Below are 22,881 nucleotides of genomic sequence, written 5' to 3'. Positions count from 1 at the left end.
TACGGTGCCGGGTCTGACGTGGGAAAACCCGTGTCCACGAGGCTCAGACGTCGTCGAGCGCCGCCCGCGCCTCGAACAGCAGCACCGCGGCCGAGGCGGCCACGTTCAGCGAGTCCGCCCGGCCCCGCATCGGGATCGCCACCCTGGTCAGCCCCTCACGCCACTCATCGCTGACACCGTCTCCCTCCGAGCCGACCACCACCGCAGTGGGCCCGGTCCCGAGCCCGGCGGAGCGGTACGGCGTGGCACCGGCGGGATCCGCGACGTACGCCGTGAAGCCGGCGGCGTCGAGGTAGGCCCGCGCCACCGCGACGCTGTCGAACGTCAGCACCGGTGTGGTCAGTACCGTCCCCCGGCTGGCGGCGAAGACCTTGGGATGCGTCACGCGCGCCGTCGCCCGGGTCAGCACCAGCGCGTCGGCAGCACAGGCATCGGCGGTGCGGACCAGCGTGCCCAGGTTGCCGGCGTACTCGATGCCGTCGGCGACCAGCACCAGCCGGGCAGACCCGTTCAGCACCCGGGCCGGGTCGCTGTGCGGCAGCCGGACGACCGACAACAACGCGGGCGCGGTGGCCTCGGGCTGGAGCCGGGCCAGGACGCGCTCGGAGACCCGGTGGGCGCGCGACGCACGCGCCGCCACCCGGGCGGCGGTGGACTCGAGCTCGGGGTACGCGCGGCCACCGGGACACCACAGGGCGACCTCCACCGTGGCGTCGCTGCGCAGCACGACCTCGTGCGCCCACGAGCCGGAGACCGCGGTGACGTGGTCCGTGCGCGGCAGGGCATTACGCCGCGCCCGCGAGTAGCGGCGTACGTCGTCGTGTGACGCGCCGACGGGTCGGAGACGCTCGAGTGGCGCGGACGACAGGGAAAGATCCGTGGTGCTGGGCATGGCGGGCTCCGACGAGCAGGAGTGACGTCCTGACCGCGAGCCCCGCTCCGTGCCGGGGAGCGCATGGGGCGCGGTCGTCAGGCCGCCGGTCGGCGCCTGGCTGAGGTCACTCCTCGATACCCATGCCGAGCACGCTACGGACGAACGTTCCGTTCGCGCATCCCAATATTCAGGAGGGTCGGTGCGCGCCTGCTAGGGCGCGGCGGTCTCCACGCCGGTTCCGATCAGGTCGAGCCAGGCGTGACCCGGGTGCACATGGGAAAGCACATCGCGCAGCCAGGCCCGCTGCCCGTCGCTCATCAGCGGCAGCGCACGGGCCAGGTCGCGGCGGTCCTTGGTGCGATCGAGCCGGGCCTTGAAGAGCAGCACGATCTCCGGGTTCAGCACCCTCACCCCGTCGCTGGTCAGCCAGGTGACCTCGTCGAGCGGCGCCACGTGCTCGGGCAGCCGCTTGTTGGTCCACCGGCCGCCGTCGTCCGGCGTGACCGGCACGTCCATCACCCAGGGCGAGCGGGCGTCGCGACGTACCCAGATCTGGGCGTCGGGCTCCGGCAGGTCGGGGTACTGCCGAGTCATCGGCCGCATCGCGCCGTTCGCGATCGTCCAGAGATGCCAACGGTCGCGGACGAACTCCCGGAACGTCGGCACGTCACAGGCCAGCATCGAGACGTCGACGTCCTCGTGGTCGCGCGGAGCGCCGGTGAACGCCTCGACGGCCCAGCCGCCGACCAGCCACCAGGGTCGGTCGAAACCGTCGAAGAACGCCTTCACGCCCTCGGCGTCGAACGCCTCGAAGGCGCCGTAGAGGCCGATCCAGTAGTCGTCCTCCTCCTGCTCCTCGGGGGTCAGGTCCAGCGGCTCGCGCACGGAGAGAACCTACCCGTCGAGCCTGTCCTGACCCCCGAGGAGCCCCGAGGGAGGGCCACCGGGGATCGGTCAGCGGTGCCTCACCGCCGGTGGCCGTACATCTTGTTCATGCCCAACCAGTCTCCGAGGCCGAGCGTGCGGGCGTACGCCGAGCAGGGCGTGAGCTCGTGCTGCATGGTCAGGTTCGGGTGTCCCGGGCCGGTGTGCGCCATGCCGTAGGCGTGTCCCCACTCGTGGGTCACCGTGCCCTCGAAGTCCCACTTGTTCGTGCAGTTCGTGGGCAGGTGCGTCGCCAGGGCGCGTCCGTTGTCCAGCATCATGTCGGCGCCGGCCATCCGCCCGGTGCTGTAGTACCAGTAGCAGGTCCAGCCGAGGAGGCCGGAGGGCAGGTTGCCGAAGCCCACGACGTTCCGGGTGTTGCCGCGGCCACAGCTCGGGCCGTTGCGGTTGATGTTCGGCTGGGCGGTCGTGCGCCCGAGGTAGTGGGACGCGGGGGTCTTCAGCCGGGCCCGCCCGCAGGTGTTCACGCCGGCGCGCATGTGGAAGTTCGCCGCCCGGATCTGCGTGACGACCTTCTTCCTGCTGAACCGGTCGGGCATCTTGCTGAGGTTGATCTGGTAGCGCAGGGAGCGCGCCCACTTGTGGTGCTCGAGGTGGAAGGTGCGGTCTCCGCAGGCGCTGGTCGACGTCGCGCGGGCCGTGGTCAGCAGTCCCGTCGTGGCCGTGGTCGTGGTGGTGGTCGTCCCCAGCGGCGCGAGATACCAGCCCTGCCCACCGCCGTCGGCTGCCGACCGCACCGCCCGGAGCCTCGTGCCGGTGTTGGTGACCGTGAGGCCCATGACATCGCCGGAACGGCCGACGCCGTCGCCCGCGACGCTCATCCCGGCCGGCGGCACCATCACCGAGACCCGGCCGTCGGTGACCATCCGCCCCACGAGCGAGCAGCCGGATCGGGCCGCGGCGCTGAGCGAGCCCACCGGGATCGGGCCGCGGAGCAGGCAGTGGTCGGCGGCAGGTGTCGCCGGCCGAGCCGCGGCCGGGGTGTACGTCGTGACGATCATCAGGCCGCCGATGGCGAGCGGGACAGCCAGGGCGAGGAGTCGTCGGGGCGTCATGGGTTCGATCCTGCCCAGGCGGGGGTCGGCCAAACCCGGTCGGGTCAGTACCTGAGGAGGACGAGGTCGTCGCGATGCACGACCTCGCGTTCGTACGCCGCGCCGAGCTCGCGCCGTAGCACGGCCGACGTCTTGCCGACCAGGACCGGGATCTCATCCGCGTCGAAGTTCACCAGTCCACGAGCGACCGCCACCCCGTCGGGCCCGGCGAGGTCGACGGGGTCGCCCGCTGAGAACGCCCCGGTCGAGCCGGTCAGTCCCGCGGCGAGCAAGGAGGCGCGGCGCTCGGTGACGGCGCGGACGGCACCGTCGTCGAGCAGCAGGACACCCTTCGGCTCCGTGGCGTGAGCCAGCCAGAGCTGGCGGGTGGGCCGACGCCGGCTCGCGCCGTGGAACCAGGTGCCGACGGGACCGCCGGCGAGAGCTTCGCCGGCGTGCGCCGCCGAGGTGAGCAGGACCGGGATCCCGGCGCCGGTGGCGATCCGGGAGGCGTCGAGCTTGGTCCGCATGCCGCCCGTCCCGAGCCCGGCGGCCCCGGCCTTGCCCACCCGCACCCGGGCGAGGTCGTCGGCGAGCGCCACCTCGGCGACGAGCCGGCTGCCCGGGGCCGAAGGCGGACCGTCGTACAGGCCGTCGACGTCGCTGAGCAGGAGCAACAGATCGGCGTGCACCAGATGAGCCACCAGGGCGGCGAGCCGGTCGTTGTCGCCGAACCGGATCTCGGTGGTCGCCACGGTGTCGTTCTCGTTGACGATCGGCAGCACGCCGAGCTCGAGGAGCTTGGCGAAGGTCTGGTGAGCGTTGCGGTAGTGGCTGCGCCGGGTCATGTCGTCGGCGGTCAGCAGCACCTGGCCGGCGACGATGCCGTGACCGGCCAGCTCCTCGGTGTAGCGGTGGACCAGCAGCCCCTGCCCCACGGCCGCCGCCGCCTGCTGGGCCGGGAGTGCCCGCGGCCGCCGCTTGAGCCCGAGTGGGGCCAGGCCCGCTGCGATGGCTCCGGAGGAGACCAGCACGACCTCGACGCCCCGGTCCCACGCTCCGGCCAGGACCGCGACCAGGCGCCGTAGCCGATCGGGGTCGAGGCCGCCCTCGGCTGTGGTCAGCGAGGACGAGCCGACCTTCACCACGATGCGCCGGGCCTCGGCGACCCGCCCTGCGCGAGCAGCTCCGGCGCTCACTCGTCGCTCTCGTCGACGTGGTCCGGATCGTCGTCGGATCCGATCTCGTAGCTCCTCGGACCGCCGGCGTCCCGACGCGCCTCGTCCACCCGCCTGGCGACGTCGGCGCGCGCCTCGGTGTCCCCGCGCTCCGGCATGGCCGCGTCGATCTCACGGCGCCGTCGCACGGCCGGACGGGAGTCGTCGAACCGCTGGTCCTCACCCCGTCGGCCGAGCATCTCGACGCCGGCGTCGATGCTCGGCCGGAAGTCGAACACGACCGCGCTGTCGGGGTGACCGATCAGCACGGTGTCGCCCTCGGCCGCGCCGAGCTCCAGCAGCCGGGCCTCGACGCCGAGCCGGTTGAGCCGGTCGGCGAGGAACCCGACCGCCTCGTCGTTGCTGAAGTCGGTCTGCCGAACCCAGCGTTCGGGCTTCGGCCCGCGGACCCGCCAGCCCTGCCCGGTCTCGGCGACCGTGAACTCGTCGCCGCCGTCGGCCGACGGGGGCCGGATCACGATCCGTTCGCGCGGGGCCTCCGGCGTCGCCGCACGGGCGGCCCGCACGATCTCGGCCATCGCGAAGCTCAGCTCGCGCAACCCTTCCCCCGACGCGGCGCTGATCGCGAACACCCGCAGTCCGTGCTCCTCGAGGTCCGCGCGCACCAGGTCGGCCATCTCGCGCCCGTCCGGGACGTCGATCTTGTTCAGCGCGACCAGCCGGGGCCGGTCGTCGAGACCGCCGTACGACGCCAGCTCGCGCTCGATCACCTCCAGGTCGTCCACCGGGTTGCGGCCGGGCTCGATGGTGGCGGTGTCGATGACGTGCACGATCGCCGCGCATCGCTCGACGTGGCGCAGGAACTCGTGCCCGAGACCCCGGCCGGTGCTGGCCCCCTCGATCAGACCCGGGACGTCCGCGACGGTGTACGTCGTGTCGCCGGCGCTGACCACACCGAGGTTGGGCACCAGGGTGGTGAACGGGTAGTCGGCGATCTTGGGCCGGGCCCGCGACATCGCCGCGATCAGGCTGGACTTGCCCGCGCTCGGGAACCCGACCAGCCCGACGTCGGCGACGACCTTGAGCTCGAGGGTGATCTCCAGCTCGTCGCCGGGCTCGCCGAGAAGCGCGAAGCCGGGGGCCTTGCGCTTGGCGCTGGCCAGCGCGGCGTTGCCGAGACCTCCGCGGCCACCGTCGGCGACGACCAGCTCGGTGCCCGGACCGACCAGGTCGGCGAGCACCTCGCCGTTCGCGCGGCTCACCAGGGTGCCGTCGGGGACCGGCAGCACCAGGTCGGCGCCGTGGGACCCGTTGCGGTGGCCGCCCGCGCCGTGACCGCCGTGCTCGGCCCGGCGTCGCCGGCTGTGGTGATAGTCGAGCAGCGTCGTCACGCCCGGGTCGACGCGGAGGATGACCGAGCCGCCGGGGCCGCCGTTGCCGCCGTCCGGACCGCCCAGCGGCTTGAACTTCTCCCGGTGCACCGAGGCCACGCCGTTGCCACCGCGCCCCGCGGCGACGTGCAGCGTCACCCGGTCCACGAACGACGGGAGAGACATCTCCTGCTCCTGAAAATCGACGAAGGGCGTCCCGGAACGGGGACGCCCTTCGGTCGGTGGTCGACGGGCGTTACTGCCCGGCCGGGACGATGTTGACGACGCGACGGCCGCGCTTGGTGCCGAACTGCACGTTGCCCGGGACGAGGGCGAACAGGGTGTCGTCGCCACCGCGGCCGACACCGTCGCCCGGGTGGAAGTGGGTGCCACGCTGGCGGACGATGATCTCGCCGGCGTTGACGAGCTGCCCACCGAAGCGCTTGACACCGAGACGCTGTGAGTTGGAGTCGCGACCGTTCTTGGTCGAGGCCGCGCCCTTTTTGTGTGCCATGGGATGAGTCCTGTCTGGAAGTGAGCTCGGGCCGCTCAGGCCTTGATGTCGGTGACCTTGACCTGGGTGTACTTCTGGCGGTGACCCTGGCGCTTCTTGTAGCCAGTCTTGTTCTTGTACTTCTGGATCACGATCTTGGGACCCTTCGTGGCGCCGAGCACCTCGACGGTCACGCCGGCCTCGGCGAGACCGGTGGCGGTGACCTTGTCGCCGTCGACGGTCATCACGACGGGCAGGGTGAGCGTGTCGCCCACGGCAGCGTCGGTCCGGTCGATCTCGATGACGTCGCCGACGGCAACCTTCTGCTGCCGGCTGCCAGCGCGCACGATCGCGTACACCGCGGTCTCCTTCGTAGGTCCGAATCAGGGTCTGCGTCTCCCGGCCCGAGATCGTGGGCCCGGCAGGGCCCGGACGAACGGCCGGACAGAGGGCACGCCGCTCCGGAACGAGCGGGCGCCGGACATCCATGGTACGGCGTGCGCGGCGGCGACGGCAAAACGAGGCACGGAGTGGAAACCGTTGCCGAAACCGATACCGATCCGATGCCGAACGCTACGTCCGCGGACGCAACCGTTCACCTCCTGGATTGCATCCCATCGATGACGGTCGGCGAAGGGGCCGACGGGCACGTCCGAGGAGGAGCCATGCACCACCCCATCACTCATCTGCTGGCCGCAGCGGCCGGTCTCGCCGTCGCCGCCGGCGGCGTCCTCACCACCGTCCCGGCCGCCGATGCGACGACGTCGGCCTGCACGAACGGCGACCTGAGCGCGTCGTACCGCCACTCCGACGACGCCGCCGGGCACCGGTACGGCTGGATCGTGCTGCGCAACGTCTCGGGCCACGCCTGCCACACCGGCGGCTACGGCGGGGTCTCGTACGTCGGTGACGGCGACGGCACCCAGATCGGCGCGTCGGCCGTGCGAGTCGACGGCAAGGTCGCGACCTACGTGCTGAAGCCGGGTCAGCGCCTGCGCAGCCCGATCGACGAGGTCAACGCCCAGAACTACCCGCGCACGAAGTGCCGCCGCGCCCACGTGGACGGCTTCCGGGTCTACGTGCCGAACGCGACGCGCTCGCAGTACGTCGTGCACCCCACGCTCGGCTGCCGCAACGCCAAGATCCACCTGCTCTACCAGAAGCCGTACCGCCGGCCCTGACCGTCGCTCGACGTCGATGCGCGGGGTGGTCACGGGCCTCCCGTGACCACCCCGTGCTCGTAGGCGTAGACGACGGCCTGGACCCGGTCCCGTAGCTGCAGCTTGGCCAGCAGCCGCGCCACGTGGGTCTTCACCGTGGCCTCGCTGATCACCAGCTCGGCGGCGATCTCGGCGTTCGACAGGCCGCGCGCGACGTACGTCAGGACCTCGTGCTCGCGCTCGGTGAGCCGGGCGAGCTCGGGCGCGGGGCGGACCTGTGGCTGTCTGGCGAAGTGCTCGATCACCCGTCGGGTGACCGCCGGGTCGAGCAGCCCGTCACCCGCGGCGACCGTCCGGATGGCGTGGACCAGGGTCTCCGGCGGGGCGCTCTTGAGCAGGAAGCCGCTGGCCCCCGCACGCAGCGCCTCGTAGACGTACTCGTCGACGTCGAAGGTGGTCAGCACGATCACCCGCGTGCCGGGTGTGCGCTCGAGGACCGCTCGGGTGGCGGCGAGCCCGTCGAGCTGCGGCATCCGGATGTCCATCAGCACGACGTCGGGACGGCGGCCGACCGACAGGTCGACGGCCTCACGCCCGTTCTCGGCCTCGGCCACGACCGTGAGGTCGTCGTGCCCGTCGAGCAGCAGCCGGAAGCCGGCGCGGACCATGGCCTGGTCGTCGGCGACCAGGACCCGGATCACCGGGTCACCTCCGGAAGACCGACCTCGAGCACGAAGCCGCCCGTTTCCGGGCTGGAGACGCGGAGCTCCCCGCCGTACACCTCGACCCGCTCCCGCATGCCGGCCAGCCCGTGTCCACCATCGACATCGGTCGGCCCCCACGTCGACCCGACTCCGTCGTCGGCGACCCGCAACCGGAGGCCGGTGCCCTCGAAGCGGAGCCCCACCCAGACCGATCGGGCCCGGGCGTGCTTGCGGACGTTGGTCAGTGCCTCCTGGAGTATCCGGTACGTCGACACCTCGACCGCCGGCTCGAGGACGGGACGTTCACCGTCGACAGTGAGGTGCACGATGAGGCCGGTGCTGCGCGTCTCCTCGAGCAGATCCTCCAGCTCGGCCAGCGTCGGCGCCGGCTCGACGACCGCCCGGGCAGCCGAGTCGGGATCGTGCTCGCTGCGCAGGACGCCGAGCATGCGCCGCAGCTCGCCGATCGCACGCCTCCCTGCTTCCTCCGTCCGGGTCAACGCGTCGCGCTCGGACGCCAGCTCGGAAGGCAGTCGACTGCGCACCACTCCGGCGTGCAGGACCATCACGCTGACCGCGTGCGCCACCGTGTCGTGGAGCTCGCGAGCGATCCGGGCCCGCTCCTCCACCACCGCGGAGCGGGCGTGCTGCTCCCGAGCAATCTCGGCCCGGGCCGCGCGGTCGGCCGCCGCCGCGGCACGCTCGACCTGGCGGCGGAGTGCCGCGCCGGCGAGGGCCGGGCCGCACACCCAGAGCGCGACGAACGGGTAGTTGGCCGGGGTCTGGTCCGCCGGCGGCAGACCGAACAAGGACAACCAGGCCAGCGCCAGCACAAGGGCCGTGGTCACCGCCGCCCGGCGAACCGGCTCGTGCCGGCCCACCGAGTAGGACGCGACCAGGATCGCCGACAGCAGGGCCAGCCCGTCGAGCTGCAGTCCCCAGGCCGTCTTGAACGCGAGCCCGCCCGCGCACACCAGGGCCGCGGGCACCGTGGCGACGCGGCGCCAGGCCAGGGCACCGGTCGCGGCCACCGCCGCGGTCAGGTTCACCGCCACCGGCCCGTGCACGGTCCCGGTCGCGATCTCGAGCGCCGCCCAGACCAGGAACCCCGCGCCCAGAAGGACATCCGCGAGAGGGGGTGGGGCGGTCACGGCGGCAGTCTAGGAACGCCGACCGCCCGAGGCGTCAGCTTCGTGGACGACGTCGAGCCGGTACGCCGTACACCACGCGGATGACGGCGGGAGCGCTCGCTGGGGTGACGACCCGAGACGTCGCCGGCTCCCACACTCGACGGACCATGCAGCGCCGTCGAGGAGGCACCATGTCCGTTCCCGCGTCCACCAGCACGACTGTCAGCGGCTCCACCGAGCCCGCGACGCGCCCGCCCGTCGACCATCGCACGCGAGCCGGCCTTACCGCTCTGGTGGGCGGTGCGGTTCTGCTGGCGCTGTCGAGGCTGCTCACGACCGAAGGCGGCAGCCCGGCCGACCGGCTCCACCAGATGAACGGGCAGGACGTGAGGGTGACCGCGAGCGCGTTGCTGGCGATCGCCGGGTTCGCAGCCCTCGTCCCCGGGTTCCTGACCGTCGTGGCAACGGTCCGCGGACGTGGTGGGGTGCTGGCCACGATCGGAGGTGCGCTGGTGGTGCTCGGCGGGGTCGGCTTCGGGGTGCTCAGCTCGATCGACCTGAGCACGCTCGCGGCCACGCACGTCGACAGCGGCCAGGCGATGCGGGACTACCTCCACCAGCTCGACGTCAGTCCCGGGGTGCTGGTCGTGACGCCGTTCGCGGTGATCGGCTACCTGATCGGCCCGTTCCTGGTCACCCTCGCGGCTCGCCGGGCGGGGGTCGTCCCACCCTGGCTGCCGTGGACCGTGCTGGCGTCGCTCGTCCTGCAGCCGGTGGCGGCAGGCATCGGCGGCCCGGTGGTCGCCCACACCGTCGACTCGGTGCTGCAGCTGGTGCTGATCGGGTCGCTGTGCGTGCTGGCCCAGCGGATCAGCGCTTGCGTGCACCCTTCCGCTTGACCGGGACGTGCAGCGCCGGCGGCTCCTCGGGGGTCTGCACGGCAACGCCGGCGGCCACGTCAGCCGTGCCCTCGGCAGCCCCGTCGACACCCGTCGCGGACGCGGGTGGTCCGGCCGGACGGCTCGCCGCCCGGCGCCGGGTGCGCGTCACGACCCGGGGCTTCTCGGGCTCGGCGGGCGGAGTGGGCTCCAGCTCGGGCTCCAGGTCGGTCTCGACGTCGGGCTCGGTCTCGACCTCGGCCTCGTCGACCACCGGTGACGCGTCGGCCGTCTGCTCGGAGTCGACCGGGTCGATCGGGCTGACCGCGGGCTCCTCGGTGGGCTCTTCGGCGAGCTCCTCGGCCGGCTCCTCGGCGAGCTCCTCGTGGTGACGGGCCATCGCGGCGACGTCCTTGGGCGAGGGCGGCTTCGGTGGCTCGGGTGCGGCTTCCTGGCCGCGACCGCGGCTCCGGCTGCGGCGGGCCCGCCGCGGCTCCTCGTCGGCCTTCTTCGGCTCGACCGGTGCGTCCTCGATCACGACCCCGCGGCCGTGGCAGGTCGGGCAGTCGTGGGAGAACGACTCGAGCAGGCCGGTGCCGATCCGCTTCCGGGTCATCTGGACCAGGCCCAGCGACGTCACCTCGGCGACCTGGTGGCGGGTGCGGTCGCGACCGAGGCACTCCACCAGCCGGCGTAGCACGAGGTCACGGTTGGACTCGAGCACCATGTCGATGAAGTCGACGACGATGATGCCGCCGATGTCCCGGAGCCGGAGCTGCCGGACGATCTCCTCGGCCGCCTCGAGGTTGTTCTTCGTCACCGTTTCCTCGAGGTTGCCGCCGGAGCCGGTGAACTTGCCGGTGTTCACGTCGATGACGGTCATCGCCTCGGTGCGGTCGATGATCAGGGACCCGCCCGACGGCAGCCAGACCTTGCGGTCCAGGCCCTTCTTGATCTGTTCGTCGATGCGGTACGCCGCGAAGACGTCCTGGTCCTTCTTCGGCTCGTAGCGCTCGAGCCGGTCCCCGAGGTCGGGCGCGACGTGCGCGACGTACCCCTGGACGGTCTCCCAGGCGTCCTCACCCTCGATGACGAGCTTGGTGAAGTCCTCGGTGAAGAGGTCGCGCACCACCTTGAGGGTCAGGTCGGGCTCGCCGTAGAGGAGGGTCGCGCTCGCGCCCTTGTTGGCGGCCTTCTTCTCGATGTCGTCCCAGCGGGCCTTGAGCCGCTCGACATCACGCGTGAGCTCGTCCTCCGCGGCCCCCTCGGCGGCGGTGCGCACGATCACGCCGGCCTGCTCGGGAACGATCTCCTTGAGCAGGGTCTTGAGCCGGTTGCGTTCGGTGTCCGGCAGCTTGCGCGAGATGCCGCTGGTGGTGCCGTCGGGGACGTACACGAGGAACCGGCCGGCCAGGCTGATCTGGCTGGTGAGCCGGGCGCCCTTGTGGCCGATCGGGTCCTTGGTGACCTGCACGAGCACGGTCTGCCCCGAGGACAGCACCGACTCGATCTTGCGCGGCTGACCGTCCTTGTGGCCGAGCGCCGACCAGTTCACCTCGCCGGCGTACAGCACGGCGTTGCGGCCCTTGCCGATGTCGATGAACGCCGCCTCCATGGACGGCAGGACGTTCTGCACGCGGCCGAGGTAGACGTTGCCGATCAGCGAGGTCTGCGACTCGCGGGCGACGTAGTGCTCGACGAGCACGTTGTCCTCGAGCACGCCGATCTGAGTGACGTCCTCGTGCTGCCGGATCACCATGACCCGGTTGACCGACTCGCGCCGGGCCAGGAACTCGGCCTCGCTGACGATCGGCGCACGACGACGACCGGCCTCGCGGCCCTCGCGACGACGCTGCTTCTTCGCCTCCAGACGGGTCGACCCGCTGACCGCGGTGATCTCGTCGGCCGCGCTACGCCCGCTGCGCACCTTGGTGACGGTGTGGGCCGGGTCGTCGGCCGCGTCGCCGCCGTCTTCGCCGGCCCGGCGGCGGCGCCGGCGGCGGCGGGACGAGGTCGACTCGCCCTCGGGCGTGTCGCTCGACGCCGCGTCGGCGGCCTCGCCCTCGTCGTCGGTCGACTCCGCGTCGGTCTCGCCGCTCTCGCCCCCCGGCTTGCGGCGGCGGCGGCCGCCGCGGCGGCGCTTGCGGCGGGCGGGCGTCTCGCCCGACTCCTCCGCGTCCCCCACCTGGGAGCTGTCGTGCCTCGTCGTGTCGGAGCCTTCAGCGGCCTCGTCGGCCGAGGCGGCCGAGGCCTTCTTCGCGGTACGCCGACCGCGGGCGGCGGAGGTGTCGGGTGCCTGGAACACCGCGGCGACGGAGGACCGTTCCTGCACCTCGGACGCCTCGCCCTCCGGGGCCGCCGGTGCCTCGTCGGCGGCGGCCTTCTTCGCGGCAGTGGCCTTCGAGCTCCGCGACCGCTTCTTCGGTTTCTCGGCCCCCTCGGGCGTGTCGCCGCCCTCGCCACCGCCCGCCGGGGCCGCGGCCTTCTTCGCCGCGGCCTTCTTGGCGGTGGCCTTCTTGGCGGTGGCCCCCGCGGAGGACGGAGCGGCCTTCTTGGTCGTCCGCTTCCGGGTCGCCTTCTTGGCGGCCGGCGCAGGGTCGTTCGCGGCGTCCTGGCGGTCCGAGTCGTCGGGGGTCGCGGATGCGTCCGCGTGATCGTCGAGCATGTCGCTCCTCGGTCCGGACGCTGCGTGCATGCCCCGGACGTGTCCGACGCCGGCGACCCGGATGGACAGGGCCGACAGCGCAAAGCCTTCGTATGGCGGCGACACCCTCCGCAGGTGCGTCGCAGTCATCCGGGAGTCACGGACCGCGGTCGCCGGGCCTTGCATCATCTGCGGGCTTCGTCGCTGTCACCGACTCAGCCGGCCGCGTCGCGGTCGGGTGACGACCTGGACTCAGCGTGCCGATCCACGACCTGGAGGGTGTGGGCCGGCGAGAACGTCGTCGGATCGACTCCAGCGGCACGCCGCACGGCCGATCGACTCGAGTATCGCACACCGGACGCGGGATCCCCGCACTGTCACGCCAACAGGGGGTCGCCGATGGCCCCGGTGGCCTCGTCGAGCGGTCCCTGCTCGAGGCGGGTGACCAGCGGTGCCCCCGGCTCCTCGAGGCCGCCCACCTGCCGCAGGCCGGCGAGCACGTCGTCGGGGCGGACGGCGGGCACCGTGTGCCGGAGCAGGACCGTGAGCCGCGCTCCCGCGTCGTACGCCGTGACGTCGAGCGCGCGCACCGCGGCCCGGCTGTCGAAGGACCGGACCCCCTTCTTGGTCATCCGTTCGACGCTGACCGACGTCTGGGCGAGAAACGCCTCGGCCGCCGCCCGCACCGCGTCCGGTGGGAGGGGCACGTCGATGCGCCAGCGGCTCGCCTCGAGCCGGTCGGCGAGGCTGCCGGGCTCTGACTCCACCACCGCCAGCACGTCGAGCCCCTCGGGCAGCGCCCGGTCGAGGTCCTCGGCGAGCCGCGCCGGGTCGACGGTCTCGGCCAGCCCGATCTCGAGGTACTCCGCCTCGCTGGCGGCCCCGGTCGGCGACGCCCCGGCGTAGGAGATCCGGGGGTGTGGGTTGAAGCCGGAGGAGTACGCCATCGGGATGCGAGCCCGGACCAGCGCGCGCTCGAAGGCGCGGATGAAGTCGCGATGGCTGGTGAAGCGGAGCCGCCCGCGCTTGGCGTAGCGGACACGCAGCCGCTGGACCGGCGGCGCCTGTTGCTCCGGCTGATCTCGCACCGGGTCAGGCTAACCAGGCCCTGTCGCCGCGAGGTGCGCGCGGGCCATCGGCGAGAGATAGATCGAGCGCACGACGTCCTTGTCCAGCCAGGCGGTGAGCTCCGCCGCCTTCGCGTCCAGCGCGCGCCGGGCGTCGCGGGGCACGCCTTCGGCGAGGAGGACATCGACCGTGCCCTCGGGCTGCTGGCACCAGACCCCGACGATCCGGCCGTTCCACCAGGCCGTCGGGCCGGCGTTGCCGTTGCGGTCGAACACCTTGTCGGCGTGGGCTCCGAGGTGGAAGCCGCGCTCCTTCCAGCCCATCGTCGTCGGGTCGAGCGACGGCAGCAGGGCCGCCCACGGGCCGGGGTCGGCCACCGGGTCGAGGTCGTCAGGCAGGACCCAGCCGACGCCTTCGCCGTCGAGCGAGACCGGGACGGCCTCCACGTCGGCGATCGCCCGGCGGACCGCCGCCTTGGTGGCACCGAGCCACCAGACCAGGTCGGCCTCGGTGCCGGGGCCGAAGGACCGCAGCCACGCCGCCACCAGCGCGGCGTACCCCTCGGCCTCGGGGAGCGGCTCGACCGCCTCCCCCAGCCACTGGGCGGCCGCGGTCCAGCGCGGGCGCGAGAGCTTCCAGCCGCCGTCGTTCTCGCCCCGGACGATCGCGCCGGAGGCGGCCAAGGTGACGATGACGGATGCGGCGACGGCGACGTCGACGCGGTACTGCCCCTTGCCGCGGCTGACCCGCGCGTCGAGCGCGGGCAGGGCCGTGCGCACCTGGGCCGTCGTGAGCGGCCCGTCCTCCTCGATCATCCGGCGCACCAGGTCGAGGTGCTCGGTCGCCCAGGCGTCGCCATCGGTCGCGATGCCGGTGGTCTCCATCTCCTTGGCCATCCGCCGCACCTGCTGGGCGGCGACACGGGCGCTGGCGCTCCCCCAGACTGCGGGGAGCAGCTCGCGCGGGAAGGCGAAGACCGTACGGCGCATCGCGAGCTGCTTGACCACAGACCGGTCGGCGTAGAGCGCCCGGTCGACCTCGTCGCGCGTCGCGCCGGAACGTGCCCACGCGGCCAGGTGCACCGAGGCCGGCTCGGTGGCGTGAAGGCAGGTCACGGCCCGGGCCGCGGCCAGGGTGTCGCCCACCGGTACGGCGAGCCCGTGCCGCACCCCGAGCCGGGCCCGGCGCTCGTCGTCGTCGATGTGCCGCGCCACCTCACTCACCCGGCCATCCTGCCGGAGCGCTCGGACACTGCCGTCACCCCTCCCGGGCCACCCTGCCGCGATGTGACGACGGGCCGCACCGGGTGCGACGATCCGGCGGTGTCCGCCGCCCGTCGTACCTGGTTGGTGCTGCTCGGGCTGGTCCTCCTCTCCTTCAACCTGCGTCCGGCCGCGGTCAGCGTGGGACCGGTGCTCGAGGAGGTCCGCGACGGCCTGGCGCTCTCGGGACCGGAGGCCGGGCTCCTCACCTCGCTCCCGGTGCTCGCGTTCGCGGTGTTCGGCGCCCTCGCGCCGACCTTCGCGCGGGCCGCGGGCCTGCACCGCGCGGCCGGCGCTGGCCTGGTCGCCGTCGTCGTCGGGCTCGCCGGCCGGGCGAGCGTGCACGACGACATCGCCTTCCTCGGGCTCTCGGCCGTGGCCCTGGCCGGCATGGCGACCGCCAACGTCCTGATCCCGTCGCTGGTGAAGCTGCACTTCCCGGACCGGATCGGGCGGGCGACCGCGATCTACACCACGGCACTCGCCACCGGGCTGACCTCGGCGTTCCTGCTGACGGTCCCGGTCGCGGACCTCACGGGCAGCTGGCGTGGCGGCCTCGGCGTGTGGTCGCTGACCGCCCTCCTCGCACTGGCTCCGTGGGTGGCGCTGTCCGCACACGACCGGCACCTGGACCGCGACCGCAGGACCATCTCGTTCGGGGAGGTCGGGCGGACCCGGCTCGGCTGGGCGATGGCAGTGATGTTCGGGCTGCAGTCGCTGCAGGCCTACTCGATCTTCGGCTGGTTCGCCCAGCTCTGGCGCGACCACGGCTACAGCGCCGGGCAGGCCGGGCTGCTCGTGGCCATCGTCGCCGCCGTCAGCATCCCGCTGTCCCTGTGGCTGCCGGCCCTGTGCGCCCGGCTCGAGAGCCAGGTGGCGCTGATCGTCGGCGTACTGACCTCCTACCTGGTCGGCTACGGGATGCTCCTCGTCGACGCCCACACACTCGCGATCCCGGCGGCGATCCTGATCGGCGTCGGCTGCTGCATCTTCCCGCTCGTGCTCACCTTGATCGGGCTGCGCACCCACACCGCCGACGGCACGGCCGCGCTCTCGGGCTTCACCCAGTCGCTGGGCTACCTGCTGTCGGCACTGGGCCCCTTCCTGGTGGGCACGATCTACGGCGCCACCGACAGCTGGACCGTTCCGCTGTGGCTGCTCCTCGCCCTGGTGGTGCCGCTCATCGCCGTCGGTGCGTACGTCGGCCGCCCGGCGTACCTGGAGGACCAGCTGGGTCGTCTCCAGCCGGCCGTCCGGGACTGACCCGTCGTCGGGCACAGTGGTCGCGTGCCGGACGACCAGCCTGGGGCCCGTGAGCCGCGCCTCGACATCTCGCGGCGTTCGGCGTGGGTGGCGAGTGGTGTGGCGCTCGGCATCGCGGTCGTGGTCGCCGCCGCCGTCTGGGTCCTCGGCTCCTCCGACGGCTCGCCGTCCGGAGGAGCCGGCACGTCGCCGACCGTGGTGACCGCGCCGACCTCGAGCGCGCCGACCGAGCGCCCGCGAGACCACGGCAAGCACCGTCACCGCCTGCGCCACCCGCTCCAGCCGGTGGTCATCCGCCACGACCCGGGATGCCCCATCCGTCCGCCGCACATCGTGCGGGTGATGCAGTTCAACATCCACGCGGGCGTCAGCCGGTCCGGCACCGTCGACCTGGCTCAGGTCGCCGCGGAGATCAGGTCGGTGCACCCCGACGTGGTCAGCCTGAACGAGGTCGACAGAGGAACGACGCGCAGCGACCGCGTCGACGAGCCGGCGTACCTCGGTCTGGCCACCGGCCTGCGGGCCGTCTACGGCCCGAACCTCTTCGGGTACGACGGCGGCCGCTTCGGCAACGCGATCCTGAGCCGCTTCCCGATCCGCGAGACGCACAACACCCGCCTGCCGCACCGGCCGCACTCCGAGCCGCGCGGGCTGCTCGAGGCGACGCTGCGGATCGGCCACCGATCCGTGTCGTTCTACGCCGTGCACCTGAGCCAGGGCAGACGCGGCGCCGTGCCGCGCATCCGCCAGGCCGAGACGATCTCCCGGGTGATCCGGACCTCGCCGTACCCGGTGATCCTGTCCGGCGACCTGAACTCCCGCCCGGGCGACCTGCCGGTGCGGATCCTGCGGCAGTACCTTCTCGACGCCCAGCAGTACGGCGGCCGAGGCCGGGGCCTCACCGTGCCCGAGGCCGACCCGCGCAGCCGGATCGACTACATCCTCTACGACAACCACTTCGCGCCCGTCCGCGACAGCACCCAGGTCGTGCGCTCCTCCGCGAGCGACCATCGCGCGGTGTGGACCGACCTGGTGCTCCGGCCCCGGGGACAGTGCTGAACCTCGGTGCCGAGCGGGGTCAGCGTCCGATGAAGATGTACTCGTCCACGCTGCGCCGTGTGGCCGTGGCATGCGTCCCGTAGGAGTAGGTGTGCTCGACGGCCCGCACCTCGACGTGGTCCTTCACCTCGGCCAGCAGTGAGTGCAGCGTGTCGCGGTCCGGCAGCGCGTTGCTGGAGTAGGACAGCACGATCGTCGACTCGTGGAACTTCTCCAGGACGTCGCGCAGCCCCTCCTCGATCGTCCGGCGCGAGGAGAACCTGGTGACCCGCTTGGGCAGCTTCTTGCTCCTGGTGCCGTGCAGGATCGTGTCGCCCGCCCAGTAGCGCGACAACCCCTCCAGGAAGTGGAACCGCTTGGTGTAGTCGTTGTCGTCACGCGGCGGTGCGTAGGGCGGGTCGAGGTACACCACGTCGTACCGCCCGGGCTCGAGTTCGTCGACGTCGACGGAGGTCGCGACGCAGGGCCGACCGTTGCTGAAGACCGCCCTGTTGTAGTCGGCCACCCGCTCCACGAAGTGCTCGCGCAGACCGATGCGGAGGTCGCGGCGCCCGTCGTCGTACCGGCTCAGGTCGCCGGTCAGCGTGAAGACGCCGCGTGGCTGCTTCCGCGCGGCGGCCAGGCAGAGTGCGGCGATCGCCACGGCGCGCCGGTGCCCGCGCAGGCCGTCGATGTGGCTCCACGCGGAGTCCAGGAACGCCAGGTCGTCGTCGGTGAAGAAGACCCCGGAGAACGTACGCCGGACGAAGTCGCGGTCGTCCGCCGGTGGGCCGAGGATCCGCCCCACCTCCTGGGCGGACAGCCTGGTCGCGTGGTTCACCACCCCCGCTGTGGCCACGACGGCGGGGAACCCGAGGTAGTCGTTGCTGTGGACGGCGTACCCCTGGTGCTTGAGGAGGTAGGAGACGACGCCGGAGCCCGAGAACGCGTCCAGAGCGGTCCTGCCGCCGAGCTCGTCGAAGACCCGGGCGAGATGCGGCAGCAGCCGGTGCTTCGACCCCATCCACCGGACCCTGGGAAAGACCGCGGCGCGCTGGGCGGCACGGCTCGCCGCCGACCCTGGCGAGTCGACCGCGAGGCTGGCCACGCGGACATCCTGCCGTGTCGCTCCGCCGGTGCCCGGGGGACACCCCGTGGGACACTGTGCCCGGCCTCCGCGCGCGTCCGGCACGATGGTCGTCGTGTCTCGTCGCGCGGCCGTGCTGTTCGTCGCCCTCGGTATGGCCTGGGGCATCCCGTACCTGCTGATCAAGGTGGCGGTCGACGAGATCTCGCCCGCCCAGCTCGTGCTCGCCCGGACCGCCCTCGCCGCGGCCATCCTGATGCCGATCGCCCTCGCCCGCGGCGCAGTGCGGCCGCTCCTGGCCCGCTGGCACTGGCTGCTGCTGTTCACGGCCGTCGAGATCGCGGTGCCGTGGGTGTTCCTCGGCAGCGCGGAGACCCGGCTGCCCAGCTCGACGACCGGCCTGCTGATCGCCGCGGTCCCCTTGGCGGGCGTGGCCATCGCGTTCGTGACCGGGCGGGCCGAACGCCTCACGACGATCGCGTGGGTGGGAATGGTCCTCGGGATCGTCGGCGTCGCCGCACTGGTCGGCCTCGACGTCGGCGGTTCGGACCTCGGCGCCGTGGCCGAGGTCGGCGTGGTCGTGGTCGGGTACGCCGCGGGCCCGGCCATCCTCAGCCGGCCGCTCCAGGGACTGCCCGGGATCGGGATCATGGCCTCCGCCCTGACGATCTCCGCCCTGGTCTACGTGCCGGTCGTTCTCATGACCGACGGCGTACCGGGGGCACTTCCCTCGGGAGACGTCATCTGGTCGGTGGTCGCGCTCGCCGCGGTCTGCACCGCCGCGGCGTTCATGCTCCTCTTCGCGCTGGTCAACGAGGTGGGTCCGGTGCGGGCGACCACGATCACCTATCTCAACCCCGCCGTCGCCGTGGTCGCCGGCGCGTTGGTGCTCGGCGAGCCGGTCACGGTCTGGACCGTGATCGGCTTCGGGCTCGTGGTCACCGGTTCCTTCCTGGTCAACCGCGGCGGCCGGCCGGTCCAGCCACCCGAGGCCGAGCTCGTCGGCGAGACCGCGAGCAGCTGCGCCTGAGGGCCGCGGCTGCTCGGTCATTGCCTCGAGGGCCACGGCGTGTCACCGTGGCTCAACGCTGACGACCTCCGCACGGCTCGTGCGGCGGTCGCACACGAGGGGGTTGGGGATGTTCGACAGACACGGCGTGCCGAAGTCACGGATCGACGTGCTCGGCAAGGTACCGATGTTCGAGGGACTCCCCCGCAAGGTGCTGTCGCGCATCGACTCCCACTGCGACGAGGTCGAGGTGCATCCCGGCCAGACACTCACGTCCGAAGGGCACGCCGCGCGCGAGGCCTTCATCGTCGCCGGCGGCAGGGCCGAGGTCAGGGTCGGTGACGAGGTCGTCCGGCAGACCGACGTGGGCGAGATGATCGGCGACATCGGCGTGCTGCAGAACCGGCCGCGGACCGCGACCGTGACGGCCACGACCGACATGCGGCTGCTGGTGGTCAACGGCCACGACCTCGACTGGCTGTTCCAGGACAAGCAGCTGGCCGCGCGGGTCGAGCAGAATCTCGAGCGCCACCTGGCCGGCCCCCAGCCGTCCGGCCCTACGTCTGGGTCGTGAACTGCTTCCTGCCGCTCGCGGCGAGCCACTGGCTCCACGGGAGGTCGTAGGCGGCATACCCGTTGTCCGCGGCGGCCTTCCCGCGCGGCGAGCCGGTGACCGTCACCGGGTCTCCCTGCTTCGAGAGGCGGTAGTACCACTTGGCGTCTGCCAGGGACAGGTGCACACAGCCGTGGGAGCCGTTGGCGTGGCCGGGGTACGGGTCGCCGCTGGAGTAGTGCAGGAAGGTGCCCGACCAGGTGATCCGCACGTCCCACGGAAGGACGAGGTCGTAGTAGTCCGGGTTGTTCTTGTCGCAGGTGATGTGCACGCTGCAGGACGTCATCCGGACCTTGCGCTCCTTGTTCACCACCGCCATCGTCCCGTCCCAGGAGGGCCACTGCGGGCTGCCGGCATCGCTCGGCATCGTGCGCAGGACCTTCCCGTCGCGCGTCACCACCGTCTTGTGCTGACGCACGTAGACGTGGGTGCGGACGTCGGCGCCGATCGTGAAGTCCCGTGTGTAGCTGTGCGTGCCGTAGCGCCCGTAGCCGTCAGGGACGTGGGCGAAGCGGGCGACCATCGACACCTTCGTGCCGGCCTTCCAGAACGACTTCGGGCGGAAGTCCACCCGGCGGTCGCCGAACCAGTGCCAGGCCCCGGTGACGGGGACGGAGGTGCGCAGGGCGATGTGCTCCTCGATCCCCTGCCGGGCCGAGGGCTTCACGGGGTCGGTGAACACGATCGAGATCGGCATGGCGACGCCGACGCTCGTGCCGCTGAGCGGCGCGATGCTGTCGAGCAGCATCGGCGGGCCGGTCGGGACGGGCTTCTTCGTCGGCGCGGTGGTGGCGGGCGCGGACGGGGGGGCCGAGTGCGAGACCTTCGGCTGCGGTGCCCGCCCGGCGTCCGGCGCCGAGTCCGATCCACCGCAGCCGGTGAGGACGAGGGCGAGACCGACGGCCGCCACCCAGGCGGGCCGGAGGGTCCATGTGCGGCTCACGACGCGTCACACCACCGAGAGCGGGAGCAGCTGCCGGCCGGTCGGGCCGATCTGGATCTCGGTGTCCATCTCGGGACAGACGCCGCAGTCGTAGCAGGGGGTCCAGCGGCAGTCCTCGACGTCGGGGACGGCGTCGGGGTCCGCGGCAACCGCAAGGGCGTCCTCCCAGTCCGACCACAGCCAGTCCTTGTCGAGGCCGGAGTCGAGGTGGTCCCACGGCAGGACCTCGTCGTAGTCGCGCTCGCGGACCGTGTACCAGTCGAGGTCGACGCCGGTGCCCTCGAGAGCCCGCTCGGACGCCGCGACCCAGCGGTCGTAGGAGAAGTGCTCGCTCCAGCCGTCGAAGCGGCCGCCGTCACGCCACACCTCCTCGATGATCCGGCCGACACGTCGGTCGCCGCGCGACAGCAGTCCTTCGACGATGCCGGGCTCGCCGTCGTGGTAGCGGAAGCCGATGGCCCGGCCGTACCGCTTGTCGGCGCGCACCACCTCGCGCAGCTTCCGCAGCCGCTCGTCGGTCGTCTCGTGGTCGAGCTGAGCCGCCCACTGGAACGGCGTGTGTGGCTTGGGCACGAAGCCGCCGATCGAGACCGTGCAGCGGATGTCGTTGCGCCCGGTGACCTCGCGGCCCTTGGCGATCACCTTGGTCGCCAGGTCGGCGATGCCGAGGACGTCCTCGTCGGTCTCGGTCGGCAGGCCGCACATGAAGTAGAGCTTCACCTGCCGCCAGCCGTGGGAGTACGCCGTGGCCACGGTGCGGATCAGGTCGTCCTCGGTGACCGCCTTGTTGATCACCTTCCGCATCCGCTCGCTGCCGCCCTCGGGCGCGAACGTCAGCCCCGACCGCCGTCCGTTGCGGGAGAACTCGTCGGCCAGCGTGATGTTGAAGGCGTCGACCCGCGTCGACGGCAGCGAGAGCGAGACGTTGGAGCCCTCGTAGCGGTCGGCGAGCGCGTGCGCGATGTCGCCGATCTCGGTGTGGTCGGCACTGGACAGCGAGAGCAGCCCGACCTCCTCGAAGCCCGACCGGCGGATGCCGGTCTCGACCATCGAGCCGATCGTCTCGATCGACCGCTCCCGCACCGGCCGGGTGATCATCCCGGCCTGGCAGAACCGGCAGCCGCGCGTGCAGCCGCGGAAGATCTCGACGCTGAACCGCTCGTGCACGGTCTCGGCGAGCGGTACCAGCGGCTTCGCGGGGTAGGGCCACTGGTCGAGGTCCATCAGGGTGTGCTTGCGGATCCGGAACGGGATGCCGGGCCGGTTGGGCACGATCGCCTCGATGGTGCCGTCGGCGGCGTAGGCGACGTCGTAGAACCTCGGGACGTAGACGTTCTCGGAGACGGCCAGTCGGCGCAGCAGCTCGTCGCGCCCACCGGGCTCGCCCTCGCCCTTCCACTCGCGCACCACCTCGGAGATCGCGAGCACGACCTCCTCGCCGTCACCGAGCACGGCCGCGTCAAGGAAGTCCGCGATCGGCTCGGGGTTGAACGCCGCGTGGCCGCCCGCGATCACGACCGGGTCGTCGTCGCCGCGGTCGACCGCGTGCAGGGGGATGCCGGCGAGGTCGAGGGCGTTGAGCAGGTTGGTGTAGCCGAGCTCGGTCGAGAAGCTGATGCCGAACAGGTCGAAGTCGCCCACCGGGCGGTGGGCGTCGACGGTGAACTGCGGGATCCCGTCCTCGCGCATGATCCGCTCCATGTCGGGCCACACGGCGTACGACCGCTCGGCGAGGATCCAGTCACGCTCGTTGAGCACCTCGTAGAGGATCTGCACGCCCTGGTTGGGCACCCCGACCTCGTACGCGTCGGGGTACATCAGCGCCCAGTGCACCGATACGGAGTCCCAGTCCTTGACCCGCTGGTTGAGTTCGCCGCCGACGTACTGGATCGGCTTGCTGACCCGGGGCAGCAGCGGCTCGAGCCGGGCGAACAGGGATTCCACGCCTGCCCATGCTACGTGCGCAAACACAGTCGGAACCGTTTGACAGGATCGGCGTCATGCGCCAGCCGCTCAACTCGTTGCCGCCGCAGGTATTGCTGCTGGCCGGAATCGCGTCGGTGCAATTCGGCGCGGCGGTCGCGAACAAGCTCTTCGACCGGGCCGGTCCCGCCGGTGTGGTGTTCCTGCGGCTCGCACTGGGCGCGCTGCTGCTCGTGGCAGTGGCGCGGCCGTCGTTGCGTGGCCG

At 72.3% G+C, this 22,881-nt stretch carries 21 protein-coding genes and 1 pseudogene; 7 read left to right on the top strand and 15 right to left on the bottom strand.

Annotated features, from left to right (window positions below):
* Window positions 1–43 precede the first annotated feature (43 nt).
* The 7 genes from VGK78_RS15650 to rplU all read right to left on the bottom strand — a co-directional run bounded on the left by VGK78_RS15650 (window position 44) and on the right by rplU (window position 6,253).
* Window positions 44–892, bottom strand: coding sequence for a TrmH family RNA methyltransferase (locus VGK78_RS15650; RefSeq protein ID WP_331528621.1), 849 nt, complete (start codon window positions 890–892; stop codon window positions 44–46).
* Window positions 893–1,084: 192 nt separating this feature from the next.
* Window positions 1,085–1,759, bottom strand: coding sequence for a nucleotidyltransferase domain-containing protein (locus VGK78_RS15645; RefSeq protein ID WP_331528620.1), 675 nt, complete (start codon window positions 1,757–1,759; stop codon window positions 1,085–1,087).
* Window positions 1,760–1,839: 80 nt separating this feature from the next.
* Entirely contained in the window at window positions 1,840–2,874 is a 1,035-nt protein-coding gene (locus VGK78_RS15640; protein WP_331528619.1) for a hypothetical protein, read from the bottom strand.
* Window positions 2,875–2,918: 44 nt separating this feature from the next.
* On the bottom strand, window positions 2,919–4,052 hold the full coding sequence (gene proB, locus VGK78_RS15635; protein WP_331528618.1) for a glutamate 5-kinase: 1,134 nt from the start codon (window positions 4,050–4,052) through the stop codon (window positions 2,919–2,921).
* On the bottom strand, window positions 4,049–5,587 hold the full coding sequence (gene obgE / locus VGK78_RS15630) for a GTPase ObgE (protein ID WP_331528616.1): 1,539 nt from the start codon (window positions 5,585–5,587) through the stop codon (window positions 4,049–4,051). Before obgE ends, proB begins: the two co-directional genes overlap by 4 nt.
* A gap of 70 nt (window positions 5,588–5,657) precedes the next feature.
* Window positions 5,658–5,915 carry a 50S ribosomal protein L27 gene (gene rpmA, locus VGK78_RS15625; RefSeq protein WP_331528614.1) on the bottom strand — a complete coding sequence of 86 codons (258 nt, stop codon included), beginning with the start codon at window positions 5,913–5,915 and terminating at the stop codon, window positions 5,658–5,660.
* Between the two features lie 35 nt (window positions 5,916–5,950).
* Window positions 5,951–6,253, bottom strand: coding sequence for a 50S ribosomal protein L21 (rplU, locus tag VGK78_RS15620; RefSeq protein ID WP_331528613.1), 303 nt, complete (start codon window positions 6,251–6,253; stop codon window positions 5,951–5,953).
* Window positions 6,254–6,559: 306 nt separating this feature from the next.
* Here rplU and VGK78_RS15615 point away from each other — a divergent pair, with 306 nt between their 5' ends.
* Window positions 6,560–7,075, top strand: a complete 516-nt coding sequence (locus tag VGK78_RS15615) for a DUF4232 domain-containing protein (protein WP_331528612.1) — start codon at window positions 6,560–6,562, stop codon at window positions 7,073–7,075.
* 29 nt (window positions 7,076–7,104) lie between these two features.
* Here VGK78_RS15615 and VGK78_RS15610 read toward each other — a convergent pair whose 3' ends face one another.
* Window positions 7,105–7,755, bottom strand: a complete 651-nt coding sequence (locus VGK78_RS15610; protein WP_331528611.1) for a response regulator transcription factor — start codon at window positions 7,753–7,755, stop codon at window positions 7,105–7,107.
* Window positions 7,752–8,909, bottom strand: coding sequence for a sensor histidine kinase (locus tag VGK78_RS15605; protein WP_331528610.1), 1,158 nt, complete (start codon window positions 8,907–8,909; stop codon window positions 7,752–7,754). Before VGK78_RS15605 ends, VGK78_RS15610 begins: the two co-directional genes overlap by 4 nt.
* A 170-nt stretch (window positions 8,910–9,079) precedes the next feature.
* Between VGK78_RS15605 and VGK78_RS15600 the strand changes: the two genes are divergently transcribed.
* Window positions 9,080–9,787 (top strand): hypothetical protein, encoded by a 708-nt coding sequence (locus VGK78_RS15600; RefSeq protein WP_331528609.1) that lies wholly within the window; start codon window positions 9,080–9,082, stop codon window positions 9,785–9,787.
* On the opposite strand, the gene VGK78_RS15595 is transcribed toward VGK78_RS15600, so the two are convergent.
* The 3 genes from VGK78_RS15595 to VGK78_RS15585 all read right to left on the bottom strand — a co-directional run bounded on the left by VGK78_RS15595 (window position 9,759) and on the right by VGK78_RS15585 (window position 14,701).
* The gene (locus VGK78_RS15595) at window positions 9,759–12,431 is read right to left on the bottom strand and encodes an Rne/Rng family ribonuclease (protein ID WP_331528608.1); all 2,673 of its coding nucleotides are present in this window, start codon (window positions 12,429–12,431) and stop codon (window positions 9,759–9,761) included. The two genes, VGK78_RS15600 and VGK78_RS15595, sit on opposite strands and share 29 nt — an antisense overlap.
* Window positions 12,432–12,787: 356 nt before the next feature.
* Window positions 12,788–13,498 (bottom strand): TIGR03936 family radical SAM-associated protein, encoded by a 711-nt coding sequence (locus VGK78_RS15590; RefSeq protein WP_331528607.1) that lies wholly within the window; start codon window positions 13,496–13,498, stop codon window positions 12,788–12,790.
* A gap of 9 nt (window positions 13,499–13,507) precedes the next feature.
* Window positions 13,508–14,701 (bottom strand): winged helix DNA-binding domain-containing protein, encoded by a 1,194-nt coding sequence (locus VGK78_RS15585; RefSeq protein WP_331528606.1) that lies wholly within the window; start codon window positions 14,699–14,701, stop codon window positions 13,508–13,510.
* 99 nt (window positions 14,702–14,800) lie between these two features.
* Between VGK78_RS15585 and VGK78_RS15580 the strand changes: the two genes are divergently transcribed.
* Window positions 14,801–16,003 (top strand): MFS transporter, encoded by a 1,203-nt coding sequence (locus tag VGK78_RS15580; protein ID WP_331528605.1) that lies wholly within the window; start codon window positions 14,801–14,803, stop codon window positions 16,001–16,003.
* 24 nt (window positions 16,004–16,027) lie between these two features.
* Window positions 16,028–17,062, top strand: a complete 1,035-nt coding sequence (locus VGK78_RS15575) for an endonuclease/exonuclease/phosphatase family protein (protein ID WP_331528604.1) — start codon at window positions 16,028–16,030, stop codon at window positions 17,060–17,062.
* A 19-nt stretch (window positions 17,063–17,081) separates the two neighbouring features.
* On the opposite strand, the gene VGK78_RS15570 is transcribed toward VGK78_RS15575, so the two are convergent.
* A complete protein-coding gene (locus VGK78_RS15570; protein ID WP_331528603.1) occupies window positions 17,082–18,149 on the bottom strand; it encodes a DNA adenine methylase in 1,068 nt (355 codons plus the stop codon).
* 94 nt (window positions 18,150–18,243) lie between these two features.
* Between VGK78_RS15570 and VGK78_RS15565 the strand changes: the two genes are divergently transcribed.
* Window positions 18,244–19,158: a DMT family transporter gene (locus tag VGK78_RS15565; RefSeq protein ID WP_331528602.1), complete on the top strand. Its 915-nt coding sequence runs from the start codon at window positions 18,244–18,246 to the stop codon at window positions 19,156–19,158.
* 109 nt (window positions 19,159–19,267) lie between these two features.
* On the top strand, window positions 19,268–19,711 hold the full coding sequence (locus VGK78_RS15560) for a Crp/Fnr family transcriptional regulator (protein WP_331528601.1): 444 nt from the start codon (window positions 19,268–19,270) through the stop codon (window positions 19,709–19,711).
* On the opposite strand, the gene VGK78_RS15555 is transcribed toward VGK78_RS15560, so the two are convergent.
* Window positions 19,695–20,693, bottom strand: a complete 999-nt coding sequence (locus tag VGK78_RS15555) for a L,D-transpeptidase (RefSeq protein WP_331528600.1) — start codon at window positions 20,691–20,693, stop codon at window positions 19,695–19,697. The genes VGK78_RS15560 and VGK78_RS15555 overlap by 17 nt on opposite strands.
* Window positions 20,694–20,699: 6 nt before the next feature.
* Complete coding sequence (locus VGK78_RS15550) at window positions 20,700–22,637, bottom strand: TIGR03960 family B12-binding radical SAM protein (RefSeq protein ID WP_331528599.1); 1,938 nt, start codon at window positions 22,635–22,637, stop codon at window positions 20,700–20,702.
* 56 nt (window positions 22,638–22,693) lie between these two features.
* Between VGK78_RS15550 and VGK78_RS15545 the strand changes: the two are divergent.
* Window positions 22,694–22,881, top strand: a pseudogene (locus VGK78_RS15545) (EamA family transporter); the annotation flags it as partial.

This window comes from Nocardioides sp. (assembly GCF_036503465.1).
GTDB lineage: Bacteria > Actinomycetota > Actinomycetes > Propionibacteriales > Nocardioidaceae > Nocardioides.
The sequence above is the reverse complement of the archived record's forward strand: the minus strand, read 5'-3'. Positions and strand labels throughout refer to the sequence as shown.